General features: G+C 33.5%; 21 protein-coding genes and 1 tRNA gene. 15 read left to right on the top strand and 7 right to left on the bottom strand.

The window, feature by feature from the left end; genetic code table 11:
• Window positions 1-2 precede the first annotated feature (2 nt).
• Window positions 3-1,853, bottom strand: a complete 1,851-nt coding sequence (locus BUB95_RS05160) for a glutamate-cysteine ligase family protein (protein ID WP_073083909.1) — start codon at window positions 1,851-1,853, stop codon at window positions 3-5.
• Window positions 1,854-1,993: 140 nt separating this feature from the next.
• Here BUB95_RS05160 and rnpA point away from each other — a divergent pair, with 140 nt between their 5' ends.
• The 3 genes from rnpA (at window position 1,994) to BUB95_RS05145 (ending at window position 4,910) form a co-directional block, all read left to right on the top strand.
• Window positions 1,994-2,386, top strand: coding sequence for a ribonuclease P protein component (gene rnpA / locus BUB95_RS05155; RefSeq protein WP_073083907.1), 393 nt, complete (start codon window positions 1,994-1,996; stop codon window positions 2,384-2,386).
• Complete coding sequence (locus BUB95_RS05150; RefSeq protein ID WP_073083905.1) at window positions 2,367-4,001, top strand: S41 family peptidase; 1,635 nt, start codon at window positions 2,367-2,369, stop codon at window positions 3,999-4,001. Before rnpA ends, BUB95_RS05150 begins: the two co-directional genes overlap by 20 nt.
• Window positions 4,002-4,085: 84 nt before the next feature.
• A complete protein-coding gene (locus BUB95_RS05145) occupies window positions 4,086-4,910 on the top strand; it encodes an OmpA family protein (protein WP_073083902.1) in 825 nt (274 codons plus the stop codon).
• Here the strand turns inward: BUB95_RS05145 and BUB95_RS05140 are convergent.
• The 3 genes from BUB95_RS05140 to rpiB form a co-directional block, all read right to left on the bottom strand.
• Window positions 4,907-5,350, bottom strand: coding sequence for a GNAT family N-acetyltransferase (locus BUB95_RS05140; protein ID WP_073083900.1), 444 nt, complete (start codon window positions 5,348-5,350; stop codon window positions 4,907-4,909). The genes BUB95_RS05145 and BUB95_RS05140 overlap by 4 nt on opposite strands.
• 210 nt (window positions 5,351-5,560) lie before the next feature.
• The gene (locus BUB95_RS05135; RefSeq protein WP_073083898.1) at window positions 5,561-6,478 is read right to left on the bottom strand and encodes a cation diffusion facilitator family transporter; all 918 of its coding nucleotides are present in this window, start codon (window positions 6,476-6,478) and stop codon (window positions 5,561-5,563) included.
• Between the two features lies 1 nt (window position 6,479).
• Entirely contained in the window at window positions 6,480-6,914 is a 435-nt protein-coding gene (gene rpiB, locus BUB95_RS05130) for a ribose 5-phosphate isomerase B (protein ID WP_073083895.1), read from the bottom strand.
• 616 nt (window positions 6,915-7,530) lie between these two features.
• On the opposite strand from rpiB, the gene rnr reads away from it, so the two are divergent.
• The 10 genes from rnr (at window position 7,531) to BUB95_RS05080 (ending at window position 14,447) form a co-directional block, all read left to right on the top strand.
• Entirely contained in the window at window positions 7,531-9,765 is a 2,235-nt protein-coding gene (rnr, locus tag BUB95_RS05125; RefSeq protein ID WP_073083893.1) for a ribonuclease R, read from the top strand.
• A gap of 61 nt (window positions 9,766-9,826) precedes the next feature.
• Window positions 9,827-10,078 (top strand): hypothetical protein, encoded by a 252-nt coding sequence (locus BUB95_RS05120; RefSeq protein ID WP_073083891.1) that lies wholly within the window; start codon window positions 9,827-9,829, stop codon window positions 10,076-10,078.
• Window positions 10,075-10,374: a YbjQ family protein gene (locus tag BUB95_RS05115; RefSeq protein WP_073083889.1), complete on the top strand. Its 300-nt coding sequence runs from the start codon at window positions 10,075-10,077 to the stop codon at window positions 10,372-10,374. The genes BUB95_RS05120 and BUB95_RS05115 overlap by 4 nt, the downstream gene beginning before the upstream one ends.
• Before the next feature lie 2 nt (window positions 10,375-10,376).
• Entirely contained in the window at window positions 10,377-10,610 is a 234-nt protein-coding gene (locus BUB95_RS05110; RefSeq protein WP_073083887.1) for a hypothetical protein, read from the top strand.
• Between the two features lie 68 nt (window positions 10,611-10,678).
• Window positions 10,679-11,350, top strand: coding sequence for a head GIN domain-containing protein (locus BUB95_RS05105; protein WP_073083885.1), 672 nt, complete (start codon window positions 10,679-10,681; stop codon window positions 11,348-11,350).
• 100 nt (window positions 11,351-11,450) lie between these two features.
• Entirely contained in the window at window positions 11,451-12,137 is a 687-nt protein-coding gene (locus BUB95_RS05100) for a LysE family translocator (RefSeq protein WP_073083883.1), read from the top strand.
• A 64-nt stretch (window positions 12,138-12,201) separates the two neighbouring features.
• Complete coding sequence (locus tag BUB95_RS05095; RefSeq protein ID WP_073083881.1) at window positions 12,202-13,050, top strand: alpha/beta fold hydrolase; 849 nt, start codon at window positions 12,202-12,204, stop codon at window positions 13,048-13,050.
• Entirely contained in the window at window positions 13,050-13,541 is a 492-nt protein-coding gene (locus BUB95_RS05090; RefSeq protein ID WP_073083879.1) for an RNA polymerase sigma factor, read from the top strand. The genes BUB95_RS05095 and BUB95_RS05090 overlap by 1 nt, the downstream gene beginning before the upstream one ends.
• On the top strand, window positions 13,531-14,085 hold the full coding sequence (locus BUB95_RS05085) for a hypothetical protein (RefSeq protein ID WP_073083877.1): 555 nt from the start codon (window positions 13,531-13,533) through the stop codon (window positions 14,083-14,085). Before BUB95_RS05090 ends, BUB95_RS05085 begins: the two co-directional genes overlap by 11 nt.
• Window positions 14,082-14,447, top strand: coding sequence for a VOC family protein (locus BUB95_RS05080; protein ID WP_073083876.1), 366 nt, complete (start codon window positions 14,082-14,084; stop codon window positions 14,445-14,447). Before BUB95_RS05085 ends, BUB95_RS05080 begins: the two co-directional genes overlap by 4 nt.
• Window positions 14,448-14,713: 266 nt before the next feature.
• On the opposite strand, the gene BUB95_RS05075 is transcribed toward BUB95_RS05080, so the two are convergent.
• From BUB95_RS05075 to BUB95_RS05065, 3 genes are all read right to left on the bottom strand, one after another.
• A tRNA-Cys gene (locus BUB95_RS05075) sits at window positions 14,714-14,784 on the bottom strand.
• A 27-nt stretch (window positions 14,785-14,811) separates the two neighbouring features.
• Window positions 14,812-15,177 (bottom strand): dihydroneopterin aldolase, encoded by a 366-nt coding sequence (gene folB / locus BUB95_RS05070; protein ID WP_073083875.1) that lies wholly within the window; start codon window positions 15,175-15,177, stop codon window positions 14,812-14,814.
• Window positions 15,178-15,222: 45 nt separating this feature from the next.
• Complete coding sequence (locus BUB95_RS05065; RefSeq protein ID WP_073083874.1) at window positions 15,223-15,423, bottom strand: zinc ribbon domain-containing protein; 201 nt, start codon at window positions 15,421-15,423, stop codon at window positions 15,223-15,225.
• Window positions 15,424-15,545: 122 nt separating this feature from the next.
• Here BUB95_RS05065 and BUB95_RS05060 point away from each other — a divergent pair, with 122 nt between their 5' ends.
• Window positions 15,546-17,549 carry a glutamine--tRNA ligase/YqeY domain fusion protein gene (locus BUB95_RS05060; RefSeq protein WP_073085088.1) on the top strand — a complete coding sequence of 668 codons (2,004 nt, stop codon included), beginning with the start codon at window positions 15,546-15,548 and terminating at the stop codon, window positions 17,547-17,549.
• A 94-nt stretch (window positions 17,550-17,643) separates the two neighbouring features.
• Window positions 17,644-18,135 (top strand): DUF1761 domain-containing protein, encoded by a 492-nt coding sequence (locus BUB95_RS05055; protein WP_073083872.1) that lies wholly within the window; start codon window positions 17,644-17,646, stop codon window positions 18,133-18,135.
• Window positions 18,136-18,243 lie beyond the last annotated feature (108 nt).

The following is an 18,243-nucleotide window of genomic DNA, read 5'->3' as shown; positions in this document are numbered from 1 at the left end:
AATTAGCTTTTTAAGTCATTAGTAGTGATAATGCCTAGTAATTTTTTCTTGTGTACTACCGGTAAACAATTAATCTTAGCGTCGCTCATTATTTGCTTTGCCTTTTTAAGTGATTTTTCTTGACTTATGGTATACAACTCTGTTTTCATTACGTCTTTAACCGTTTGTTTTAAGTCGGTATTTCCTAGCTGTATTAAATCTGTCCAAGTAATTAAGCCTGTTAATTCTTTAGTTTTATTGACTACAGGAAGGTGGTGTATTTTTTTCCATTTCATGATATGAGTTACCAGCTCTAAGCTATCACTTTCGTGAACGATAAAAAGTTTGGTTTGCATTCTATGTTTTACAATAGGTTTAAGCTTAATAGTATCAAGTTCAAAGTCATTTAATATTGGCCATTGGCTAACTGATTTTCCTGAGAGCTGGTTTTCGTGCATAAATGCTGTAAGCGCTTGTCTAGCTTCAAATCTTGATTTGGTTAATTGTAAATTTCTAAAGCTTTTTACCATCCATTGAGCACCGTTTTTTTCTTTAACGCGGTTTTCTATTACGCCTAAATAAGTATCAATATCTTTTGAGTTAATATTCGCTTTTTCTAGACCTTTTTTAGCCATTGGTAAAAGTTCTTCAAGAATTAAGTCGAGAGCAGATATAAGTTTACCCATCCACATAAATTTAACTTCCATACCATATCTAGCCGCTTTAAAAAAGTTATTTTTAACAGCTTTGAACTCCATTTTTTTAGAGATGTCCTTATATGCGTCGGTTTGAACCTGCATAAGCCCTACCCAAAACATCATATTGGCAATTTCGTCTTTAAGACTTGGTCCGCTTGGTATATATCTACATTCTATTCTTAAATGGGGTTTTCCTCCACCAACACCGTAACAAACTCGGTTCCATTTATAAACTGTACCATTATGCAGCTGCAGAGCTCTTAACTTTGGAATTTCTCCGTTTTTAAGCATCTCTAAACTATCCTCATAACTATCTAGAGCTAGCAAACTTCTAAATCTTGATATATGATCTCTAAAAATATCTGTAACCTTCCCTGTTTCCCATTGATCTCCAAAACTTACACGCGATTGTTTTTCGTTAAAAACCATTCCGTTTGTTCGCGTATCAATGCTTTGGGTAAATACAGCTATTCTCGTCTCTGCCCAAAGCTCTCTACCAAATAATATTGGAGAATTAGCAGATACGGCTAGTACGGGCGCAGAAATGGCTTGAGCCCAATTGTATTTTTCTACAAACTCATCTGGATTAATTTGTAAGTGTGTTTGAAAACTAGTGTTACAAGCCTCCAACATTACACTATTATGGTAAAGGCTCAACTCATCAGCACCTTTGATGTGAATATTAAAATGTTGACTCCTGGAGTCTATTAAGGACTTATTTAACACATGATATCTTGGCATCGGAGTCATATATTTTTCTGATATGTGTTTTTGCCGTAATGTAGGTAATATACCTGTTAATAAGACTTTGGTTTTATGTTGGTCTCCTGCTGTTTTCGCTTTTTGTAGTAAGGTTTTTAGTTGAAGGTGTAATTCTGAAAAACAATCGTTTTTCAACTCTAATGGATCTGAATTAATCTCTAGGTTATACTTTCCTATTTCGGTTGTAAAATGACTATCATCAATAGTTTCCAGCATTTCTATACTATTGTTGTTAGGAAAGAAATCTTCAGTTGTAATACAAAGTTCTTGCTCTGCCCCTATTCGTATGGGTTGTTTTTCAATAAGGTTTTTTTCTAACATTAAATCTAACACCTCTAAATCCTTAATAAGGTAATGGGTGTATTGGGCTTTCTGCTTTGGGGTTTCTAGTTGTTTTACGCTTAATTGTCCCATAATAACTGTTACAGAATTGATTAGAATATTGTAAGTTAAGTTTTAAAACTGGCGATTTTCATGATTTTTATCATGCCGAGCTCTCTAAGGTTTGTCTATGCAGTGGATATGTCTACATTTGTAATTAGTAAGAGACGTATATGAAATTTGGTTACTCCAAAAAAGACAAGTTAAAAAGCAAAAAACTGATAGAAGAGCTATTTTCTGAAGGAAAGGCTGTTACTGTTTTTCCGCTTCGCTTAGTCTATCTTGAAAACAATTTTGAAGATGGCTCTATTCTTAAAACAGGAGTTTCTGTGAGTAAACGGCAGCATAAAAACGCCGTTGATCGCAACGCTATTAAACGCCTAATGCGTGAAGCGTACCGGCTGAATAAGCCTAAATACTTTAACAAAAGTTCAACATCATACACTTTTATGATTTTGTACATTAGTAAAGATAAAATCACTTTTGAGTCTATGGATTCGAAGATGAAACTGTTGTTTGAAAAATTTTTAAAACAGACCTCTAAAGATGAAACGATTTCTAAATAAAAAAATAATTATTCCTACAACTATTGTCGTTGTGTTTTTAACAACTACGGCTTTCAATTCAAACTTCTTTGAAATTGCAAAGCAGATTGAAATCTTTACAACTATGTTTAAAGAACTAAACATGAACTATGTAGACGATACTAATCCTGGAGACTTGATGGATACTGCCATTAAAAGTATGTTAGAGGAATTAGATCCTTACACAAGATTTTATAACGAACAAGATGTGCAATCGGCAAGAATAAATAATGCTGGAGACTATACAGGTATTGGAGCTAATGTTAGAACGTTAAAAGATAAGTTAGTCATTGTAGAACCTTATAAAGATTATGCCGCAGACAAAGCTGGTTTAAAAGCTGGTGATGAGATTATAAAAATTGACAATGTAGATATCACAGACTTTAAAGATGATGCCGGTAATTTGCTTCAGGGTGCAGCGGGCTCAGAAGTGTCTTTAACCTACAAGCGTCAAGGAAAAGTTAATACCGTTAAGGTAACGCGCGAGTCGCTAGAAATAAAAGCGGTACCACACTACTCCATGATTAATGAGGATACCGGTTATATTGTTTTACGAAAATTCAATAAAAAAGCATCTTCACAAACGATTAAAGCACTTAATTCTCTAAAAAATCTTGGCGCAAAAAATATCGTTTTAGACTTACGAGGAAATCCAGGGGGTTTACTTAACGAAGCGGTTAATATCGTCAACATTTTTGTTCCTAAAGACCAATTAGTGGTCACGACTAAATCTAAAGTAAAAAAGTACAACAAAACCTATTATACCAAGCGCGACCCTATTGACTTAGAGATTCCTGTTGTAGTTTTAATAGATGGTAAGTCTGCTTCTGCTAGTGAGATAGTTTCTGGTGCATTACAAGATTTAGACCGTGCTGTGGTTATTGGCGCACGTAGTTTTGGTAAAGGTCTTGTACAGCGTCCTAAACCGCTGACTTACGGTACACAGATGAAGATTACTATATCACGTTACTACACGCCATCTGGTCGTTGTATCCAAGCTTTGGATTATTGGAATAGAGACGAAAAAGGAAATGCCACGAGAACCAAAAAGAAAGATTACAAAGCTTTTAAAACCAAAAAAGGGCGTTCTGTTTTTGATGGTGGAGGCGTACAACCAGATATTGAAATCGCTCAGTCTAAACAAACACCTATTACTAAAGCTATTGAAGCAGAAAATTTAATTTTTGACTTTGCTACAGATTATTATTACAAGAATAAAATATCCGATTTGGAAGGGTTTAAGTTTTCGGACAGCGATTTTCAGGCTTTTAAATCTTATTTGAATTCTAATAATTTTAATTTTGAAACAAAAACCGAAAAAGCTTTAGATAAGGCACTTGAAGTAGCAGAAAATGAAGAATTAGAAGCAAGTATATCTTCAGAATATAAGCAACTATTAGGTGCTTTAAAAAATTATAAAACCTCAGCAATTAACAAGGATAAAGAAAAATTATCGCTTTTATTAAGAGACGAAATTATTAAACGTTATTTCTATTCTGAAGGATTGTATGACTATTACAAAGCTAATAATACTGAGATAAAAAAAGCTTTAGATATCCTATCTGATTCGTCTAAATACAATAAGATTTTAAACTAAACATCTAAATTTTATATATTTATAAGGTGTAACAGCTGTAATTATAGTTTTTATTAGCTATTCTTTTAAGCGAAAACACCTCAAATGAAAAAGTTCTGTTTTTTTGCTTTTTTAGGTTTTCAACTTCTATTTTCTCAGACCGAGATAAAGCATGTCGTTTATTTTGAAACAGATATGTATTCTATCCCAGAAACCGAAATGCATCGTCTTCTTTTGTTCTTAGACGATGTGGAATCTATTGATATTAGTAAAATTTCTATATATGGTTTTTGTGATGATAGAGGAAGTCATTCATATAACATGAAGCTCTCTCAAAATCGCGCTAATGCTATAAAAGAAGTCCTTACAAATAATGAATTTGATGAGTCCTTAATTACGAACACTGATGGGAAAGGAGAGCTACTTCTTCGTATTGTAAAGGAAGATGAAGTTCATAAAATTAGAGGACTTAATAGAAAAGTTGAAATTACAGTTTCTCCTGTTTATCCACCTAGAAGGAATAACTTTAATTCTGAAAAACTAGAATCTATCCTTAGTGGCGATTTAAAAGTAGGTGATAAAATATTACTAGAAAACCTTTTGTTTGAGCGTGGATACAGTTATCTCATCCCAGAGTCTAAGGTTGTTCTTATCAAAGTTGCTGAAATCTTAGCAAAACGAAAAGATATTTACTTTACTATTGAAGGTCATGTGTGTTGTACTAATGGCGAACGAGACGCTATTGATGGCAAGACCAAAAAACGCAACTTGTCTTATGCGCGAGCAAAATATATCTATGAATATTTAGCGAGTAAAGGCGTGAGTAAACGCCGAATGAAATACGTGGGTATGAAGCGTAAATTTCCACTTGGTGGACCCCAGCGACTTGATAGACGCGTAGAATTATTAGTAACTAAAGTTGTAGATTAGTTTTTCTTCATTTTTATATGTGGAATACCATCTTCAAGGTACTCCTCTCCCACTTCTTTAAAACTTAAATTATTGTAAAACCGTTTGAGATAGGTTTGTGCAGATATTACAATTGTATTTGTTTTATAATGGTCTTCAATAGCTTTTATAGAAGCTTCCATAATATCATAACCATACTTATGTTGGCGTTGGTTTTCTTTAACTACTACTCTACCAATACTAGCTTCATTAAAATAATCACCGGATTTAAAAATGCGCGTATAAGCCACTAATTTTCCTTCTTTGTGTCCTAACACATGAAGTGCTTTTACATCTTTTCCATCAACATCTTGATATACACAATCTTGTTCTACTACAAAAACCTCACTTCTAAGTTGAAGTAAACTGTATAGCTCCTTTGTTGTTAATTGCGAAAAATCTTTTATATGAATCTGTAGCATGAAATAGTACTGTTAAGTCACAACAAATTTAAATCAAAAAACCTAGAGAATAATCTCTAGGTTTTTTCTGTATAATTATTCCCCCGATTAATAATACAGAATGCTATTTACTTAATAACCAGCCTAATTTATGGTTAGAAATCTTTCACTCCAAAAAAACAATATTAAAAGTTATATATAGTTAAGAAAGTGTAAAATTTTGTAAGAATATTAGTCTTGTACTATAATTTCTTTATTATCATGCTTACCGTATTCTGGTTGAATATTGATATGATTGATATTATATTTATGTAGTAAAAGTTCTTCAACCTGATGAAGGATAGTATCAAATTCTGAAAGTGATATATCATCTGTAAAATCTATATGACCTTCAAAATGAATTTCATCTTCATTTAATTGCCAAACATGTACATGGTGTACATTTTTTATAGATTCAATCGTTTGAACATCTTTTATAATCGTATCTATAGGAATATCATCTGGTGTAAATAACATCAAAACTTTGGTGGAGTTTTTTAGTAAATCCCAACCCATAACTATAAGATATAATGCTATAGCTAAAGTTAAAGCACTATCTACCCAATAAACCTGATAATACTTCATTAAGAGACCTCCAATCAACACAGCTACACTTGCCATCATATCTGTTAAAAGATGGAGGTAGGCACTTTTAAGATTCATGTTATCATCAGCACTTTTTTTAAGCAACAGTACACTTAGGCCATTACCTAATATTGCAATTATCGATAGCCAAATAACTAAATTAGACTTAATGTCTTGAGGATTTTGAAATCGTTTAACTGCTTCAAAGATTAACAGTATTGCTACAATTACAAGAGTAGAAGCATTAATAAAAGCCGCCAAAATTTCTGCACGTTTATAACCAAAAGTACGTTCTAAAGATGCTTTTTGTTTTACAAGTTTATTTGCAATGTAACTTATTACTAATGAGATAACATCACTAAAATTATGCAATGCATCACTTAAAAGAGCTAAGCTACCAGACACTATACCTCCAATAACTTGAGCTGCAGTAATGGCAATATTTAATACGATAGAAATTAAAAGATTGCGGCCGTTAACGTCTTTATGACTATGAGAATGATGATGAGAATGACCGTGACCCATTTTAACAGCTCATTGGTATTTTATCAACGCGTTTCTGGTGGCGACCGCCTTCAAAAGCCGTTTCTAAAAATGTATCTACCATTTTTATAGCTTGTGGTATAGCTGTATATCTAGCTGGTATACAAATAATATTAGCATTATTATGTTGTCTGGTGAGCTCTGTAATTTCGTTTATCCAGCATATACCAGCACGTACGTTAGGATACTTATTAGCCGTCATAGCTACACCATTTGCAGAACCACAAATAAGAATACCAAAATCTACTTTTGCTTCATTAACATCTTTAGCTACAGGATGCACAAAATCTGGGTAATCTACGCTATCAAAAGAATCTGTACCATAATTAGTTACAGTAATTCCTTTAGTTTGGAGATGTTTTACAATAGCTTGTTTGTAATCCGGACCTGCGTGGTCATTACCTATCGAGATTTTCATATTCTTGTGTTGTGTTATACTTTGGTCAAAGTTACAATTATTTCAAATTGGTTGATATGCGTATTCATTACTTGTTAATAAGTGTTGACAAGTATTTAGAAGTAATATTTTATTTTCTCAATAAAAATTACAAACCAAAATTGGTTTTAGATAACCAAAAAAATTAGCATTTAATTTTAGATGAGTTATCAGACAAAAAAGTATGTCTACTAACATAAAATTGTAAAAGACTTATTAAAATTAACGCGTTAGTATAGGTTATTAACACTTGTGAATAGTAAATCAAAAAGCACTGAATTCTAGGTCTTTAATTAGCTTATAACTTGTTAATAGAAAACAGTAAGTCATTTTTACAACTAACACTATAAAAAGTTATACCGCTATTAACAAACTATAATAACCATCATTTTTATTTTAAATTTTAGAAAAGAAAAAATGTATGATATTATAATTGTGGATAACTCAAATTTTAAATTGATTTAACCTTAAAAAAGTCTTATTAAATTTTAATAGCTTAGCTTTGTAGAAACTTAATATAATTTCTTCGCCTGATATTAAGTGGATTATAGAAAGAATTCCTGACACTTTTCAGGAAAATGAAATGACAAAATTATAAATGACAAGAAAGAAAAAAAAGAAATCCAATAAAGACATTTCTAACCTAACAAATACAATACTTAGTATTTTAAAAAAAGAGCGAAACAAATCCTTTAATTACAAACAAATAGGCGCTATACTTGGTGTAAACGACGCAAGTAGTCGCAACCAAATCATTAAAACTTTAGCTAAGCTTACCGCAAGACAAGAAATAGAACAAGTCGATAGAGGTAAGTATAAAGCTATAATTACTGCAGAATATTATACTGGTATTTTAGATTTATCAGCCAAAGGAAATGGTTATGTAATCTCAGATGATTTTGAAGATGATGTATTTATTGCTTCAAACAATATTAATAAAGCCTTAGATGGTGACGAAGTAGAATTTTACGCTTACAAACGACGTAAACGAGGTAAGCTAGAAGGAGAAATTACCAATATTTTAAAACGTGCCAGAACAGAGTATGTAGGTACTATTCAAATACAAGACAAAAAGAATTTTGCTTTTGTAGTTGCGGATAGTACTAAGATGTACAAAGATATTTTTGTACCTATTAATAAAATTAACAAGGCGGAAGATGGAGATAAAGTGCTTGTATCTCTAGAAGATTGGCCAGAAAAAGCAGATTCGCCTTACGGAAAAGTGCTTCAAGTTTTAGGAAAACCAGGAGAGCACAGCACCGAGATACATTCTATTTTAGCAGAATACGGTTTACCACACGAGTTCCCTCACGAAGTTGAAGAATACGCTAATAATTTAGACATTTCTATTACTGAAGACGAAATAAAAAAACGTCGAGATATGCGTAAAGATTTAACGTTTACCATTGATCCAAAAGATGCTAAAGATTTTGATGATGCTTTATCGTTTAAAGTTTTAGAAAATGGCGATTACGAAATCGGAATTCACATTGCAGACGTTTCACATTATGTAAAACCAGAGACAGTTTTAGATGACGAAGCATACGAGCGCGCCACCTCAATTTATTTAGTAGACCGCGTCGTACCAATGCTACCAGAACGTTTATCTAACGGTGCATGTTCTTTGCGGCCACATGAAGAAAAATACACCTTTTCTGCAGTGTTTAAAATAAATAACAAAGCCGAAATTAAAGACCAATGGTTTGGTAGAACAGTGACGTATTCTGATGCACGTTTTGCTTACGAAGAAGCGCAAGCAATTATAGAAAATAATCCTACTGTCACGCTGAGCGCAGTCGAGGCGTCTCAGTTAAATACAACAATTCCAACTGAAGTTTCTTTAACAGGAAAAGAATATAATACGGATTCGCAAATTGCTGAAGCCGTTTTAGTTTTAGACAGACTAGCTAAGAAAATGCGAGCCAAACGTATGCGCGAAGGTGCTATTTCTTTCGATAAAGTTGAAGTAAAATTCAATCTGGACGAAGAAGCAAATCCAGTTGGCGTATTCTTTAAAACTAGTCGTGATGCTAATAAACTCATAGAAGAGTTTATGTTATTAGCTAACCGAAAAGTTTCAGAATTTATAGGAAAACAAAATCCTAAAAAAACCTTTGTATATCGTGTACACGACGAGCCAGACGAAGCTAAATTAGCGCAGCTTCAAACCGTAGTGAGTCGTTTTGGACATAAACTGAATTTTAAGGATAAAAATTCAGTAGCCTCATCATTAAATAATTTATTAAAAGATGTTGTGGGTAAAAAAGAGCAAAATCTTGTAGATACATTAACCATCCGTACCATGTCCAAGGCGGAATATACGACGCATAATATTGGACATTACGGTTTAGCTTTCGATTATTATAGCCATTTTACCTCACCAATCCGTCGTTATCCAGATGTTATGGCACATCGTTTACTACAACATTATTTAGATGGCGGTAAATCAGCTAACGAAGAGGTTTACGAGGAAAAATGTAAGCACAGCAGTAATATGGAATATTTAGCGACAAAAGCAGAGCGCGATTCTATTAAATACATGCAAATTCGTTTTATGCAAGACCACCAAGATGAGGAATTTGTTGGTGTTATATCTGGTGTAACCGATTGGGGTATTTATGTAGAAATTATATCCAATAAATGCGAAGGTATGGTGAGTGTTCGTGATATGAAAGACGACCATTACTATTTTGATCAAGACCAATATGCTATGGTCGGTAAAAAGACGGACACCATCTACCAACTTGGAGATGAAGTTGTTGTAAAAGTTAAGAATACAGACCTTGTAAAAAAACATCTCGACTTTTTTATGGTAGGAAAACCTGAAGATTAGTCAAACTGTAACAAACTTCAAATAAGTATTACCTATATAGAAATTATAATCTCTATAAATTATGAAATCAGATATCTGTAGTGCCTGTGGTTCTTCAAAAATAATGCATGAGATGCGCATTGTAGATTTTGGTCACGGAAATGCTAAAAAAGATTTATCTATAGAAATAAAAACAACAGATAATGTCTTTTTTAATAAATTTGAAAAAGGAGCCTTAAAAGCACAAATCTGTGGGTCTTGCGGTAAAGTAGATTTATCTGTGAATAACCCTCAAGAGTTATGGCAAGCCTATCTTAAAACAAAATCTTTATGATATTAACAACAACAAACTCTATTGAAGGTTTTAAAATTGCAGACTATTTAGGTATTGTAACTGGTGTTGCAATTAATGATGAAACATTATCAGTTGGCTTTAGTCAAAGCAAATACTATAAAAAAATCCAAGACAGTGTTGACAAAGTTAAAGAGCGTGCATTTCAGTCCTTAACAGATAATGCAAAAGCACTAGGTGCAAATGCTATTGTTGGTATAAAAATAGAAATTGAGTTAACCACTACTAACTATCCTATGGTTTCGGTAACCGGTACAGCTGTAAAGGTTTTGGTATAATTATGAATTCCAATACTAAAGCCATACTCGCATCTCTTCTCATATTCTTAGTTATATTTTTAATTCTTTTTTTCTTTTTAAAAACAGTTTTATTAAACGGAAATAGTCCTTTACCTGGTGTAATTTCTGCTGTTGTAGCTGCTATTTTTTCACCAAGACGAAAAATTATAGAAAAGCAATCAGGAAAAGAAGTACAGTTAATATGGTTCTTTTCAGATAAAGTGATTCGTTTTTAAATAAAAACTGTAACAAATCGTTTGTTTATTAATCTTTACAAGTATAATTCTAAAATTCTTCAATTAAGATGAAAAAAATAATCACAATACTTATTCTAGTTATTACAACAACAGTGTTTTCTCAAAATACTATCGAGAAAAAAATAGGCGAATTTTCAGAGTTTAAAGCTTTTGATTTAATCAACGTAACTATGATTAAGTCAAACGAAAATAAAGTGATTATTGAAGGTCGTAACCGAAGAAACGTTCAGGTGGTTAACAAAAATGGAAAGCTTAAAATCCGTATGGAGCTTGAAGAATCCTATGACGGTAATAACACAAAAGTTACGCTATATTATACTTCTGTAGATATTATTGATGCTAACGAAGGCGCAGATATTACTGTAGAAAATACTATAGATCAATTTGATATTAAATTTAAAGCCCAAGAAGGCGGAAAGATAACTGCAGATGTAAAAGCAACTTATACAGATGTTAGAGCAGTTACTGGCGGAGAGATTACTTTAACAGGCGAATCAAAAAATCAAGATATTTCTATTTATACTGGCGGTGAATTCTATGGCGAAAACTTCAAAACGCAAAACACTGAAGTTTCTATAAATGCAGCTGGAGAAGCAAGAGTTAATGCTTCAGAGTTTGTGGAAGTTAGAGTTAGGGCAGGAGGCGACGTATACATTTACGGAAATCCAAAAGAAATAGACCAAAAAACAGTTCTCGGCGGTCGTGTAAAACGAATGTAATTTACAATAAGAAGTGTCAGTCACTGAGCGGAGTCGATGTAAGAGATGGCTATTTAATTACTTATAACTTTCTTACATTTGTGTAAACCATCATGTTTACATGTTCGACGATATATTAACAGCAATTCCTTTTGGAATTATACTCGCCTTTACTATTGGTCCTGTATTTTTTGTGCTATTAGAAACCAGTGCAACAAAAGGATTCACAAGCGCCCTTATTTTTGATTTAGGTGTTATTCTAGCAGATGTTGTTTTTATAGTATTAGCTTTTCTTAGTACTAACAGACTCGTAGATAAAGTAAAAGACGACCCAAGTTTCTTAGTTTTTGGCGGAGTTTTATTGGTTGTCTATGGTGTTATCACTTTTATAAAAACTTCAAAATCATTTAGGTCTATTGTGCGAGAATATCACAAGGTTGAAATAAAAAAGGGTTACGGAAAGTTATTTATTAAAGGTTTTTTACTCAACTTTATTAATGTTGGTGTTCTACTCGGTTGGTTAGGTTTTATTGTTATAGGAACCTCTCTTACAACTTCTAAAAACGGTACTTTAGTGTTTGTTGTGACTATGCTAGTCACCTACTTTGTTGTTGATTTATTTAAAATTGCTGCTGCAAAACGTTTACGAAGTAAGCTTACACCACGTCGAATTTTTAAAACCAAAAAAATAGTAGCCTTAGCTATTTTAGTTTTTGGTATTATACTACTTACCCAAGGGCTTTTCCCAGAAATGTATGAGAAAAGTAAAGAGCAAATTGAAAAAATCAGCCCTATGGGTAATGATTAAGTTTTAATAACCATGTAACATTTTTTGATTTCTGCATCTAAAGAGAAAATTAAATTCAGAAATCATGAAAAACATTATCTCTTTATGCTTTGCAATTGTTCTTTTTTCATCAATCCAAGCCCAAGAAAACAACCCACCAATACATGTAGAAGTCACAGGTAGTGGAGTTCCTATTTTATTGATTCCAGGGTTTACTGTTCCAGGAGAGAGTTGGAATGAAACCGTAAAGCATCTAGCAAAAGACTACGAATGTCACGTTGTTACACTTGCAGGTTTTGGTGGAAAAGCACCTATAGCATTTCCATGGCTACCAAAAGTAAATAAGGCGTTACAAGATTATATTCTTGAAAAAGAGTTACAAAACCTTACAGTTATTGGCCACAGTTTAGGCGGAACAATTGCTATATGGTTAGCAAGTAGAGAAAATTTAAAACTATCAAAAATTATCTTAGTAGATGCGCTACCTGCTGCCGGCGCATTAATGTTTCCAAATTACAATCCAGACAACTTGGCTTACGAGAGCCCTTTTAATAATCAACAGCTCGCTATGAGTGAAAATGACTTTAACCAATTAGCTGCTGGTATGTCTCAAGGAATGAGCTTAAATGTAAAAGCTCAAGAGCAAATAAAAAATTGGATTATTGAAGCTGACCGTAAAACCTATGTTTACGGGTATACAGATTATCTTAAACTAGATCTTAGAGAAGATTTAAAAAAGATTACGATACCGGTAACCATATTAGCTGCAGATAAACCTTTTGGTAAAGAAATGGTCACCAAAAATTATATAGACCAGTACGCTAACTTAGAAGACTACGATTTAATCATAGCTGAGAACTCAGCGCACTTTATTATGTTTGACCAACCAGAATGGTTTTTAGAGCAAATTAAAAGCTGTTTAGCCTCAAAATAATGAATATAGAAAAGGATTTCACTCAAATTTATAATACACACGCACCAAAAGTACTTAGACTATGCTTGGGTTATGCTTCGGGTGATGGTGATTTAGCTAAGGAGTGGCTCCAGGAGACCTTTATCAAGGTTTGGAATCATAGAAAATCCTTTAATCAAAAATCTTCTATAGGCACTTGGATTTACAGAATTGCTGTTAATGTGTGTTTGAGTGATTTAAGAAAACCGAAAAAAACGATTCAAGTTGATGACACGGTCATATCCCAAGATATTCAAGAAGATTTTAATGAAGATGAAACAGATAAAATTACAAAACTGTATCTCTGCATAGATAAGCTTACCGAGCAAAATAAAGGCTTAATTTTATTAGAATTAGAGGAAATACCACAAGCAACTATTGCAGAAACTCTAGGTTTAGCGCACAATGCAGTACGTACGCGATTAAGTAGAATACGAAAAGCGCTTTTAAAATGTATGACAAATGGAAAATGAAAATTTAAACCAAATATGGAAGAGTCAAGAGCGTGAATTAACGCTAGACCATCCAAAACAAATTATAAAAAAAGCCAAAACACAACGCAGGGGTCAAATCATTAGTACAGTAGTAATGGCCACAACTGTGATAGTTTTAGTATGCTTTACGATATACACTTGGACTAACCAATGGAACGATTTTTCATTAGGATTGACCTTAATGATATCTAGTTTATTCTTGCGAATATTATTAGAGATGTTTACGCTATTCCGAAAAGAAATTCAGCTGGTAGCTTTAGATAGCAAAGCTTATCAGCACTATCTCAAAAAACACTATGAGTCCAGGTTAATAATCAATTACATTATAACACCAATCTGTTTTGGTATTTATATTTATGGTTTTATAAAGCTTTTACCTTTTTTTAAAGCAGAATTTTCAAACGGATTTTACACCTATATTCTGATTTCAGGAATTGTTTCTCTTGTTGTGATATTTTATATCATTATAAAGAGTATTTTGAAAGAGTATTACCTGTTACAAGAACTAAAACAAAAGAAATGACAATAAAAGGAAAATCAATCAGAGCTTTTATCGGAGCGAAGGACTATTATGTATCACGGAATTTTTATAACGATTTAGGGTTTACTGAAATTATTATTTCAAATAAGATGTCTTATTTTAGATTAGGAGAATTCGGATTCTATTTGCAAGATGCCTACGTAAAAGACTGGGTTGATAATTCTATGATTTTTTTAGAAGTAGAGAATCTAGATAACACGTTTGAAACTATAAGTAATTTAGGTCTAACTGAAAAATACGACAACGTTAGGTTATCTAATATTGTCTATAACGACTGGGGAAACGAGGTTTTTTTACATGACCCCAGCGGAATATTATGGCACTTTGGAGTATTTAATTATTAGCTATAAGCTTGAATTAAAACAAGAAGAGGTTTCGTTTGTCCTGTTACGACACTTAGAGATTCACAAAACCGCTATAGATGGTAAGAGCTTTAATTAATTTTTACTTGGACTGAGCTTGTCGAAGTCTAGAAATTAGATGTAAAAAATCCTCATCGAATTGTTGAGGTTACATAGAGGTTTACCCTGATTCGAACCACGTCAATCTTAATCTAATTTTTCTCAAAATTTAAAAACAAAAAAACCTCAACTTTAGTTGAGGTTTCTAGAGGTGTCGAGCGGATTCGAACCGCTGTAGATGGTGTTGCAGACCACTGCCTAGCCACTCGGCCACGACACCCTTTTGGGACAGCAAATATAAAAATATTTACTGTTTTTTTCGCTTTTCACTCATTTTTATGGTGACCATCTCAACGTCACCACCAATAGGTGGGTTAATCTTACTTACACTTACAGTAGCCTTTGTTACCATCTGGTCCTCAGAAAATATACGATATAAAATACGTTTAGCTACCGTTTCTAGCAATTTAGAAGGTTGCGCCATTTCTTCGCGTACCACTTTATTTAAAAATACGTAATCCACGGTATCACCTAACTCATCTGTATTTGCAGAGGTTATTAAATTAGCTTTTACCTCTAAGTCAACACGATAATCGCTACCAATTTTAGTTTCTTCTGCCAAGCAACCATGGTGAGCAAATACACGTATGTTTTCAACTTTTATTATTCCCATAGAGCAAAAATAAAGCTTTCTATCACACCGAGCCCGTCGAAGGCTCTAATTCGTAAACAAATCAAAAATATTACTTAAAGCACTAGTTTTTGCTTTAAAGAACTCGGTGTAAGAGCATTTTTTGCACGTAACAGAAGTAAATTTTTTGTTCTGTACATCAAATATTTTTGAAAGCGTACCTCCAGTTGCTCTCATTTCGTCAACATCGTAAGTTGTATTATCACATTTTGGACATTTATATCCCATTTTTATTAGATTTTATAGTTTGTTCTATAGGTGTAAATTAAAGCCTTTTTGTTACAATTTTGTTTAATTTTGTGACATTCAATAATGCAGCGGCAGTATTGATTATTTTCAATTTAGAAAACATGTCAGAAGAAATAAAATCGCTCAATTTTATAGAGCATATCATAGAAGAAGATTTAGCTAATGGTTTACCAAAAGAAAAACTACGTTTTCGTTTCCCACCAGAACCAAATGGCTATTTACACATTGGGCACACTAAAGCAATTGGGATTAGTTTTGGCTTAGGTGAAAAGTATGGCGCACCAGTAAATTTACGTTTCGATGATACTAATCCAGCAAAAGAAGAGCAAGAATACGTAGATGCCATTAAGCAAGATATTGCTTGGTTAGGATACAACTGGGCAAATGAACTTTACTCGTCTGATTATTTTCAAAAATTATATGATTGGGCGGTCCTAATGATAAAAGATGGTAAGGCTTATGTAGATTCGCAATCGTCTGAAGCTATGGCAGAGCAAAAAGGAACGCCAACACAAGTTGGAACCAATTCTCCATACAGAGATAGAACGGTTGAAGAAAACTTAGCGCTTTTCCAAGGTATGAAAGATGGTAAATTCAAACAAGGTGAGCATGTGCTTCGCGCCAAGATTGATATGGAAGACCCAAACATGTTGATGCGCGACCCAATTATGTATCGTATTTTATTTGCACATCATCACAGAACAGGTGAAGCGTGGTGTATTTATCCAATGTACGATTGGACACATGGAGAGAGCGATTACATAGAGCAGATTTCACACTCTTTATGCTCACTGGAATTTAAACCCCACAGAAAGCTTTACGATTGGTTTAAAGCGCATGTTTACGATTATGCAAAAGAAGAGCTGCCAATGCTACCTAAACAACGAGAGTTTGCGCGTTTAAATTTAAGTTACACCATAATGAGTAAACGTAAGTTGTTACGACTGGTGGAAGAAGGTGTTGTTAAAGGTTGGGACGACCCACGTATGCCGACAATTTCTGGTTTACGCCGTCGAGGATACACACCAAATTCCATTCGTCAGTTTATTGAAAAAGTGGGTGTGGCCAAGCGTGAAAATGTTATTGATGTCTCGCTTTTAGAATTTTGTGTACGCGAGGATTTAAATAAAACAGCCAACCGAGTCATGGCGGTTTTAGACCCAATAAAAGTCGTAATCACCAATTATCCTAAAGGAAAAGAGGAATGGTTAGATGGAGAGAATAATCCTGAAGATGATTCAGCTGGTTCTCGTAAAGTACCGTTTTCAAGAGAAATCTATATTGAAAAAGAAGACTTTAAAGAAGAGGCTGGAAACAAATTTTTTAGACTAAAAACAGGCGGAGAAGTCCGATTAAAGAATGCTTATATCATTCAAGCTAATGAAGTTATAAAAGATACTGAGGGTCATATTACCGAAATTCATTGTACCTATTCTACTGACACCGAAAAGAAAGTGAAAGGTACTTTGCATTGGGTTTCTGTAAAACACGCTATTACTGCTGAGGTGAGAGAATACGATCGCTTATTCATGGACGAAGCCCCAGATGGTCATAAAGACAAAGACTTTATGGAATTTCTTAACCCAAACTCATTAAGAGTAAAAAAGGGTTATTTAGAACCAAGCTTAGCCGAAGCAAAAGTAGGAGAGCAGTTTCAGTTTCAACGTTTAGGGTATTTCAATGTAGATAATGATTCTCAAGCAGATGCCTTAGTCTTTAATAAAACGGTTAGTTTACGTGACAGTTGGGCGAAACAAAAACCAAAGCCACAACAAAATCAGAATCAAAATAAACCACAGCAACAAGCACGACCCACAATAAGTGTTATTCAGCAATTAGGTAAAAAGTACACCAACTTACCTGAAGAAAAACAATTAAAATCAAGAGTAGAGATATTGAAGCTTGCTGAAAATGTCTCTTACGAAGATTTAGAGCCTTTATTTGGCACTGCAACCAAAAAAGTAGGCACACGTATAGCTGTAGCGTTATCTTTGAGCGTATTGCTTAAAAACGGGCAAGAGCGAAATGAAGCAATTGATACTTTTATTAGTAAAGCTCTAGAGGACAAGAATGAATTGTTGGTTAAAGAAGCACAGGCACTTTAATTATTGATATTATGTATTAGAAAAACCTCTAAGTCTCAGGCTTAGAGGTTTTTTTGTATTTTTAATTCATTACTAACTAAAAAATCAAACAATCATGGAATTACCTATTAATCCTATTGCCATCCCTGTAGCGGCAGTAGCAGCACTGGTTATTGGCTCTATTTGGTACAACCCAAAAATCGGTTTCGGAAATATGTGGATGCGCGCATCTGGAATGACTGAAGAAAAAATGAAAAGCGGAAACATGGCCGTTATTTTTGGATTAGCTTTACTTTTCTCAGCGCTTTTAGCAGTGCTCTTGATGCAATTTACAAATCACCAATGGGGCGCTCTTGGTATGGTTGGAGGTGACCCTACACTAGCAAAGCCTTCATTTGAAGCGTTTATGGCAGATTATGGCACAGATTTTAGAACATTTAAGCACGGCGCTTTACATGGAACTATCTTTGGGATTTTTGGTGCATTACCAATCATTGGTACCATTGCCTTATTTGAGCGCAAAAGTGCAAAATACATCTTTGTTAATGCGGGTTACTGGATTGTAACCTTAGCAGTCATGGGTGCCATTCTATGTGGATGGAATTAGAACAAATAAAACAGAAAATTTAATAAATAACTGTCACATCGAGCGACAGTCGAGATGTCTAGATAAGAACTTACAATTATTTCTCGACTACCGCTCGAAATGACAGAA

Origin of the sequence: Winogradskyella jejuensis, assembly GCF_900129745.1 — a bacterium.
In the GTDB taxonomy this organism is placed as follows: domain Bacteria; phylum Bacteroidota; class Bacteroidia; order Flavobacteriales; family Flavobacteriaceae; genus Winogradskyella; species Winogradskyella jejuensis.
This window is presented reverse-complemented; position numbering and strand designations above follow the sequence as displayed.

Bases quoted from the DNA above. Each gene is read 5' to 3' on its own strand.
- rnpA (WP_073083907.1), top strand. From the start codon at position 1,994: ATGAAATTTGGTTACTCCAAAAAAGACAAGTTAAAAAGCAAAAAACTG.
- BUB95_RS05100 (WP_073083883.1), top strand. From the start codon at position 11,451: ATGTTCGACGATATATTAACAGCAATTCCTTTTGGAATTATACTCGCC.
- rnr (WP_073083893.1), top strand. From the start codon at position 7,531: ATGACAAGAAAGAAAAAAAAGAAATCCAATAAAGACATTTCTAACCTA.
- BUB95_RS05110 (WP_073083887.1), top strand. From the start codon at position 10,377: ATGAATTCCAATACTAAAGCCATACTCGCATCTCTTCTCATATTCTTA.
- BUB95_RS05060 (WP_073085088.1), top strand. From the start codon at position 15,546: ATGTCAGAAGAAATAAAATCGCTCAATTTTATAGAGCATATCATAGAA.
- BUB95_RS05140 (WP_073083900.1), bottom strand. From the start codon at position 5,350: ATGCTACAGATTCATATAAAAGATTTTTCGCAATTAACAACAAAGGAG.
- BUB95_RS05120 (WP_073083891.1), top strand. From the start codon at position 9,827: ATGAAATCAGATATCTGTAGTGCCTGTGGTTCTTCAAAAATAATGCAT.
- BUB95_RS05055 (WP_073083872.1), top strand. From the start codon at position 17,644: ATGGAATTACCTATTAATCCTATTGCCATCCCTGTAGCGGCAGTAGCA.
- BUB95_RS05105 (WP_073083885.1), top strand. From the start codon at position 10,679: ATGAAAAAAATAATCACAATACTTATTCTAGTTATTACAACAACAGTG.
- BUB95_RS05135 (WP_073083898.1), bottom strand. From the start codon at position 6,478: ATGGGTCACGGTCATTCTCATCATCATTCTCATAGTCATAAAGACGTT.
- BUB95_RS05115 (WP_073083889.1), top strand. From the start codon at position 10,075: ATGATATTAACAACAACAAACTCTATTGAAGGTTTTAAAATTGCAGAC.
- BUB95_RS05145 (WP_073083902.1), top strand. From the start codon at position 4,086: ATGAAAAAGTTCTGTTTTTTTGCTTTTTTAGGTTTTCAACTTCTATTT.
- BUB95_RS05080 (WP_073083876.1), top strand. From the start codon at position 14,082: ATGACAATAAAAGGAAAATCAATCAGAGCTTTTATCGGAGCGAAGGAC.
- folB (WP_073083875.1), bottom strand. From the start codon at position 15,177: ATGGGAATAATAAAAGTTGAAAACATACGTGTATTTGCTCACCATGGT.
- rpiB (WP_073083895.1), bottom strand. From the start codon at position 6,914: ATGAAAATCTCGATAGGTAATGACCACGCAGGTCCGGATTACAAACAA.
- BUB95_RS05085 (WP_073083877.1), top strand. From the start codon at position 13,531: ATGGAAAATGAAAATTTAAACCAAATATGGAAGAGTCAAGAGCGTGAA.
- BUB95_RS05090 (WP_073083879.1), top strand. From the start codon at position 13,050: ATGAATATAGAAAAGGATTTCACTCAAATTTATAATACACACGCACCA.
- BUB95_RS05160 (WP_073083909.1), bottom strand. From the start codon at position 1,853: ATGGGACAATTAAGCGTAAAACAACTAGAAACCCCAAAGCAGAAAGCC.
- BUB95_RS05095 (WP_073083881.1), top strand. From the start codon at position 12,202: ATGAAAAACATTATCTCTTTATGCTTTGCAATTGTTCTTTTTTCATCA.
- BUB95_RS05065 (WP_073083874.1), bottom strand. From the start codon at position 15,423: ATGGGATATAAATGTCCAAAATGTGATAATACAACTTACGATGTTGAC.
- BUB95_RS05150 (WP_073083905.1), top strand. From the start codon at position 2,367: ATGAAACGATTTCTAAATAAAAAAATAATTATTCCTACAACTATTGTC.